The sequence below is a fragment of the Streptomyces antnestii genome, from assembly GCF_004005495.1.
Lineage (GTDB): Bacteria > Actinomycetota > Actinomycetes > Streptomycetales > Streptomycetaceae > Streptomyces > Streptomyces antnestii.
On the sequence record NZ_RZYA01000037.1, the window covers coordinates 22,022 to 29,569 of the forward strand.

A 7,548-nucleotide genomic window follows, 5' to 3' on the forward strand; every position below is an offset into this window, starting at 1 on the left:
CCTCCGGGGAGTCAGTGGGGCCGGATAGGCTGGACGAATGACGCGAGCCGAGCAGCCAACGGCCCAGAATCCGGCCCCCGACGACGCCCTGGTCGCAGATTCCCGGGAGCGCGCCGTCCGCGCCCTGCTGCGGGTACCGCAGCTGAAACGACTGTGGAGCGCCCAGCTCGTGGGCGGCATCGGCGACGCACTCGGACTCCTCGTCCTCGTGGTGCTCGCCCTGCAGACCGCTGTCGCGGAGGGCTCGTTCGGGGGCGGTTACCGGGGCGTGGCGTTCGCCGTCGCCACCGTGTTCGGTGCGCGCGTCCTGTCGACGCTGCTCTTCGGAGCGGTACTGCTCGGCCCGCTCACCTCGCTGACCTCCAAGGACGGCCCCCTCGACCGGCGCTGGACCATGGTCGGCGCGGACGGCCTGCGGGCCGCCCTGCTCATCGTCGCGCCCCTGTGGATCGACTGGACCCCGGACAACGCGCTGGCGGCGCTGCTCGTCACCGCGTTCGTCGTCGGCGTCGCCGAGCGCTTCTGGACGGTGTCCCGCGAGAGCGCGGCGCCCGCGCTGCTGCCCGCGCCGCCCCTCGAAGGCGCGGCCGTACGCCCGCTGCCCGATCACATGGAAGCGCTGCGGCGCCTCTCCCTGCGCACCGGTTTCGTGGCGCTGCCCCTCGCGGCCGCCTCGCTCGTCCTCGTCACCCTCATCGGGAACCTGATCGGGGCCGGCGTCGACTGGTTCGGCCTGCACCAGGCGGCACTCGCCTCCTACGTAGCGGCCGGTCTGTTCGCCGCGTCGCTCTCCGTCGTCTTCTTCCTCGAACTGCCCGACGTGCACACCCCGCGCGCGCGGTCCCCGCTCGAGGGCCTGCGCCGCCCCAAGACCGGCAGCGGCGTCGACAAGGGGCGCACGGGCGCCGTTCCGCTGCTCGTCCTCGCGTGCGCCGCCGTCGCCGGGGCGATCTCGGCGGCCGTCGCCGTCTCCGTACTGCACGCGAAGGACCTGGGCGGCGGCCCGGTGCTGTTCGGGCTGCTCGTGCTCGGTCTCACCGGCGGCACCGTCATCGGTATCCGCTCGGCGCCGTCCGTACTGCCGTCGCTGTCGCGCCGCAGGCTCCTCGCGCTCGCCATCGCCCTCACCGGCATCGCCCTGCTCGCCGCCGGCCTGGTCCCGGACGTCACGAGCGTGCTCCTGATCGTCACCCTCGCCGGCGTCACCGCGGGCATCGCCGCCAACACCGGCCACACCCTCCTCGACCAGGAGTCCGAGGACTACCGCCGCGCCCGCACGACCGAGCACCTCCAGGCGGTCGTACGGGTATCCGTCGCGGTCTCCGCCATCGCGGCGCCCGTGCTCGCCGCGGCCATCGGCCCGCACCGGCTGGTCAACGGCAAGTTCGTGTTCGCCCACGGAGGCGCCGCCTTCACGCTGATGCTCGTCGGCGCCCTGCTGCTGCCGGTCGCGGCGCTCGTCCTCGCCAAGGCGGACGACCGCAGCGGAGTTCCCCTGCGGCACGACCTGCGCGACGCGCTGCTCGGCGGGAACGATCCGGCACAGGCCCCCGCCGCCACCGGCTTCTTCATCGCCCTGGAGGGCGGCGACGGCGCCGGGAAGTCGACCCAGGCCGAGGCACTCGCCGAGTGGATCCGCGACAAGGGCCACGAGGTCGTCGTCACGCGCGAGCCCGGCGCCACCCCGGTCGGCAAGCGGCTGCGCTCGATCCTCCTCGACGTCTCCTCCGCCGGCCTCTCGCACCGGGCCGAGGCCCTCCTGTACGCCGCCGACCGCGCCGAGCACGTGGACACCGTCGTACGGCCCGCTCTGGAGCGCGGCGCGATCGTCATCTCCGACCGCTACATCGACTCGTCCGTCGCCTACCAGGGCGCCGGCCGCGACCTCTCGCCGACCGAGATCGCCCGCATCAACCGCTGGGCGACCGGCGGACTCGTACCGCACCTGACGGTCCTGCTCGACGTGGACCCGGAGGCGGCGCGCGAGCGGTTCACGGAGGCGCCCGACCGGCTCGAGTCGGAGCCGGCCGAGTTCCACGCGCGCGTGCGGTCCGGTTTCCTCACGCTCGCCGCCGCCGACCCCGGCCGCTACCTCGTCGTCGACGCGGCCCAGGCGCCGGAAGCCGTCACGACCGTCGTCCGGCACCGCCTCGACATGGTGCTGCCGCTGTCCGAGGCCGAGATCAAGGCCCGGGAAGAGGCCCGTAAGGCCGCCGAGGAGGAGGCTCGCAGGAAGGCCGAGGCCGAGGCCGCCCGCAAGGCCGAGGAGGAGCGCCTCGAACGCGAGCGGCAGGAACACCTCGCCAAGCTTCGCGCCGAGGAGGAGGAGCGCAAACAGCGCGAGCTGGAGGAGGCCCAGCGACGCGAGGCCGAGCGCCAGGCCGAGGAGGCCAGGCAGCGCGCCGAGGAGTCGCGCCGCCGTGCCGAGGAGGAGCGCGTCAGGGTGCTCGCCGAGGAACAGGCCAGGGCCGCCGCGGAGGAGCGGCGCCGCCGTGAGGCCGAGGAAGAGGCACGCCTGCGCGCGGAGGCCGAGGAGCGGCGCCTGGAGAAGCAGCGCAAGGCGGAGGAAGCGCTCCTGAGGGCGGAGGAGGCCCGACGGATCGCGGCGGCGTCCGCGGCGGCGGCATCGGCGGCCGCGGAGACGGCTTCCCGCTCCGCGCGGCCGGCATCCGGGTCCGGGTCTTCGGCCGGGTCTTCGCCCGCGGCCGACAACGAGACGACCGTTGCCACGCCCGTCGTGCGGCCGGCGGGCGGCGCGGCCGACGAGACGGCGGTACTGCCTCAGGTCAGGGACACCGACGCCGGCGCGGGGCGCGGTGCGTGGCACGGCGGCGACAACGACGAGACGGCGCAGCTGCCGATGCCTCCGCATCCGGGAGGGCCGACCGGGGCCGCCGACGAGACGGCGGTACTGCCGCCGGTCCGCGACGACGTGGCGGACCGGGTTCCGCCGGGCTACTTCCGGGACGAGCAGCCGTCGTCGCGTGCGGGTGCCGAGGCGAACGACCGTACGCATGAGCTGCCCCAGGTCGACGAGGACGGCCGCCCCCGTCAGCGGCCGAGGCCCGACTGGGCCGAGGAGACCCCGCTGGACGACCTGCCGTCGTTGGCGGACGAACTGCTCGGCCGTCATGACGACGACGGTGATGGTGACGGTGACAATGGCGCGGGCGGCAGGCGCCGGGGCCGACGCTGAGCCGATCCGGAGTCATCAGGGGCTTCCCTCGCCGTGCCGGTGACCGTCGTCGTACGGTCACCGGCACGGCGTTGTCAGTGGCGTCCCGCACAATGAATCCGGTAGAGCGAAGTGCCGGAGTTCGACGGTGAGGCGGTAGTCCATGCCCGTATGGGACGACCTGGTGGGTCAGGAGCGCGTGGCCGCGCAGCTCGACGCCGCCGCGCGCGACGCCGACGCGCTCGTCACGGCCCATGCGACGGGCGCCCCGCCGCCCGAGGCCTCCAAGATGACGCACGCCTGGCTGTTCACCGGCCCGCCCGGCGCCGGGCGGGCGACGGCGGCGCGCGCGTTCGCCGCCGCGCTCCAGTGCGTCAGCCCCGACCGGGCCCTCGGCGGATCCCCCGGCTGCGGATTCTGCGACGGCTGCCACACCAGCCTGGTCGGCACGCACGCCGACGTGGAGATCGTCCGTACGGATCTGCTGTCCATCGGCGTGAAGGAGACCCGCGAGCTCGTCCGCCGGGCGCAGCTGTCGCCGGCCGTGGGCCGCTGGCAGGTCATCGTCCTCGAGGACGCGGACCGCCTCACGGAGGGCGCGGGGAACGTACTGCTGAAGGCCGTGGAGGAGCCCGCCCCGCGGACCGTGTGGCTGCTCTGCGCGCCCTCCCTGGAAGACGTGCTGCCCACGATCCGCTCCCGCTGCCGCCACCTGACGCTGCGTACGCCCGCGGTCGAGGCGGTGGCCGACATGCTCGTCCGGCGCGACGGCATCGAGCCGGCCGTGGCCGCCGAGGCGGCCCGCGCCACCCAGGGCCACATCGACCGCGCGCGCCGCCTCGCCACGGACCCGCGCGCGCGTGCCCGCAGAGCGGCCGTCCTGAAGCTGCCGCTGCGGGTCGACGATGTCGGCGGGTGCCTCAAGGCCGCACAGGAGCTGATCGACACCGCGGCCGAGGACACCAAGCAGCTCGCCGAGGAGGTCGACGCCAAGGAGACCGAGGAGCTGAAGGCAGCGCTCGGCGGGCAGAGCGGCGGCCGGATGCCGCGCGGCACGGCGGGCGCGATGAAGGAGCTGGAGGACCGCCAGAAGCGCCGGAGAACGCGTACGCAGCGCGACAGCCTCGACCTCGCGCTCACGGACCTCACGGGGTTCTACCGGGACGTCCTCGCCCTGCAGCTCGGCTCCCGCGTGGCCCTCGCGAACACCGACGCGCAGGACACCCTGGAGCGCCTCGCCCGCGCGGCCTCGCCCGAGGCCACCCTCCGCCGCATCGAGGCGATCGCCGCCTGCCGCGACGCACTCGACCGCAACGTGGCGCCGCTGCTCGCCGTGGAGGCGATGACGATGGCGCTACGGGCGGGCTGACCCGGAGCCGACCGGTCTCCGGGGTAACTCGTAAGGGGCCGGATTGCCACACACCGTGTCCGGTTGAACTCGGACGGTTAGGCTCGACCGATGTACTTCAGGCGCCACCATCCCTCTGCCCGAGGCCTCCGGGCCCCCGTCCGCGGCCTGCGGGCCTGCGGAACGCTGCTCGCCGCCGCCGGACTGCTCATGTCCGCCTGCTCACCGGGGAGTTCGGGAAGCACGCGCACGACGGACGTCTCGCTGGCCGCGCTGCCCAGGTCGACCCCCGCCAATCTCTCCGCCTACTACGGCCAGTCGCTGAACTGGCACGAGTGCGGCGTCCCGGGCTTCGAGTGCGCCACGATGAAGGCGCCCCTGGACTACGCGAAGCCGGAGTCCGGCGACATCAAGCTGGCCGTCTCCCGCAAGAAGGCCACCGGCCCGGGCAAGCGCCTCGGCTCGCTCCTGGTCAACCCCGGTGGCCCCGGCGCCTCGGCGATCGGCTACCTCCAGTCGTACGCCGCCCTCGGCTACCCGGCGGCGGTCCGCGCCCACTACGACATGGTCGCCGTCGACCCGCGCGGCGTGGCCCGCAGCGAGCCGGTCAAGTGCCTCGACGGCAAGCGGATGGACGCGTTCACGCAGACCGACGTGACGCCCGACGACCAGGCGGAGGTGAGCGAACTGTCGGCGGCCTTCAAGACGTTCGCGGCCGACTGCGAGACGAGGTCCCGCGAGGTGCTGCCGCACGTCTCGACGGTCGAGGCGGCCCGGGACATGGACGTCCTGCGCGCCGCGCTCGGCGACGACAAGCTGACATATGTCGGGGCGTCGTACGGCACGTTCCTCGGGGCGACGTACGCGGGCCTCTACCCGGGGCGGGTCGGCCGCGTCGTCCTGGACGGCGCGATGGACCCGTCGCTGTCCGCGCAGGACATGAACCGTGACCAGACGGCCGGCTTCGAAACGGCGTTCCAGTCGTTCGCGAAGGACTGCGTGCGGCGTTCCGACTGCCCTCTGGGCAAGAAGAGTGCCGACGACGCGGGCAAGCGCCTCAAGGCCTTCTTCAACGAACTGGACCGCAGGCCGATCCCCACGGGCGACCCCTCGGGTCGCAAGCTCGGCGAGGCGCTCGCCACGACCGGCGTGATCGCGGCGATGTACGACGAGGGCGCATGGGCGCAGCTGCGCTCCGCGCTCGGCTCGGCGATCAAGGACAAGGACGGCGCTGCCCTGCTGGCCCTGTCCGACAGCTACTACGAGCGGGACAGCGACGGCACGTACGCGAACCTGATGGCCGCGAACGCGGCGGTGAACTGCCTCGACCTGCCGCCGTCCTTCACGGGCCCCGACGAGGTCAAGGCGGCCCTGCCGTCCTTCGAGAAGGCGTCCCCGGTCTTCGGTGACGGCCTCGCGTGGTCGGCGTTGAACTGCACGTACTGGCCGGTCAAGGCGACCGGCGAGGCCCACCGCATCGAGGCGAAGGGCGCCGCCCCGATCGTCGTCGTCGGCACGACCCGCGACCCGGCCACCCCGTACCGCTGGGCCCGGGCCCTCGCCGGCCAGCTCGACTCCGGCACGCTCCTCACGTACGACGGGGACGGCCACACCGCGTACGGCCGTGGCAGCGACTGCATCGACTCGGCGATCAACGCGTACCTCGTCGACGGCACCCCACCCAAGGACGGAAAGCGCTGCTCATAAGGGGTGCGGAGGCATTTTTTACCCCTCGGGGGCGCCCACCCCGGAGCCTCGAACGGGGGTGTGCGGAGCACCCCCGAAAACTGTGTAGACTTGGCGACGTTGCTGACCGCACCATAGTGCGGACGGCGCGCCGCCTTAGCTCAGATGGCCAGAGCAACGCACTCGTAATGCGTAGGTCTCGGGTTCGAATCCCGAAGGCGGCTCGGATTAACCCCAGGACTCACTCGCCGTGACCTGGGGTTTTTTCATGCCCCCGGCGCGCCGAGCCGCACGACGGGGATGTCGTGGAAGTGCTTGCGCGAGCGATGCGTGAGCGGGGCGGGTGTCGGCCCTACTTCTTGGGTTTCTTCCGCCCGGCCTTCTTCTTCCCCCTCGGGCGAGGAAGGAGCAGGCGGCTGGGATGGACCAGGTGCTGGTGTGACCGAGCCGGTTCAGGTCCGGCCACCAGCTGCCCACCGAGGACAACCCCATGACCGGGCCGAACGCCTTCGGCCACAACGGCCGAGGCGGCTCCCTCGCCCCCAGAACACGACATCGCTCTCGGCAACGTGATGAACCACATCATCAGCGGACCCGACGATGTGCGTGTGGAGGCGCTGGTCGCCGCCGTGCGAAGGTCTCTGGCTCTCGCCCCATCGAGGTCCGGATTCCAAGGAGAGAAGCGCTCTGGAGCGATGGCCGAAATGGGGTAGGTGCGAAGGAAACAGAGGTTGAGTCAGCGACCCCGGCCCGCTCGGCACAGGGGCTCCGAAGCCGCCGACGGTACGGCCACCGCTGCTGCGTCCGAACTCCCGGAGTTCCGGATTTCCTTCCCCCGCCCGGCGATGGCCTCCATGCGCCATGTTGCCTCCGCGCGGGTGAATGCTCCCGTCGCTTCTGCCACCCGCGTTGATCCTGGGTGGGTTTTCATGCATAACGCAGTGTGCTTCGCTTTCTTCTGCCCAAGACTGTTGGAACTGCCCTTGTCATGACGGTCGAGCTCGGCCTCCTCGCCGGGTGCACGACAGGGGACCATGCCGTCGACGTGACGGCCGACGCCGGAAGGACTCATGTCGTGGCCCGGCGGGAGGACCGGGAGAAGGTGAAGTCGAAGACTCCGGTCGAGAGATACGGCAAGCTCCGTGTCTGCGGTGTCCATCTGTGCAACGAAGCCGGAACACCCGTCCAACTGCGGGGCATGAGCACAAACGGCACCGATCGGTTCGGGAGATGTCTGGTCGCCGGTGCGTTGGATGCGCTCGCCGGGGACTGGGGGGCGAGCGTCCTGCGCATCGCGATGTATGCGGACCAGAGTGGGTACCAGAGCAATCCGAAGAAA

The 7,548-nt window shown here is 72.4% G+C and carries 3 protein-coding genes, 1 tRNA gene and 1 pseudogene; all 5 read left to right on the top strand.

The window, feature by feature from the left end; translation table 11 throughout:
- The first annotated feature begins 37 nt into the window (after nt 1-37).
- Nucleotides 38-3,196: a dTMP kinase gene (gene tmk / locus EOT10_RS40110; RefSeq protein WP_127833303.1), complete on the top strand. Its 3,159-nt coding sequence runs from the start codon at nt 38-40 to the stop codon at nt 3,194-3,196.
- Nucleotides 3,197-3,338: 142 nt separating this feature from the next.
- The gene (locus EOT10_RS40115; RefSeq protein ID WP_127833304.1) at nt 3,339-4,544 is read left to right on the top strand and encodes a DNA polymerase III subunit delta'; all 1,206 of its coding nucleotides are present in this window, start codon (nt 3,339-3,341) and stop codon (nt 4,542-4,544) included.
- Nucleotides 4,545-4,634: 90 nt separating this feature from the next.
- Complete coding sequence (locus EOT10_RS40120) at nt 4,635-6,230, top strand: alpha/beta hydrolase (RefSeq protein ID WP_127833305.1); 1,596 nt, start codon at nt 4,635-4,637, stop codon at nt 6,228-6,230.
- A gap of 129 nt (nt 6,231-6,359) precedes the next feature.
- Nucleotides 6,360-6,433: transfer RNA gene (locus tag EOT10_RS40125), tRNA-Thr, on the top strand.
- Nucleotides 6,434-7,197: 764 nt separating this feature from the next.
- Nucleotides 7,198-7,548 (top strand): annotated as a pseudogene (locus tag EOT10_RS40135) (glycoside hydrolase family 5 protein); the annotation flags it as partial.

Excerpts from the sequence above, each read along its gene's own strand:
- EOT10_RS40115 (WP_127833304.1), top strand. The coding sequence starts at position 3,339 with ATGCCCGTATGGGACGACCTGGTGGGTCAGGAGCGCGTGGCCGCGCAG.
- EOT10_RS40120 (WP_127833305.1), top strand. The coding sequence starts at position 4,635 with ATGTACTTCAGGCGCCACCATCCCTCTGCCCGAGGCCTCCGGGCCCCC.
- tmk (WP_127833303.1), top strand. The coding sequence starts at position 38 with ATGACGCGAGCCGAGCAGCCAACGGCCCAGAATCCGGCCCCCGACGAC.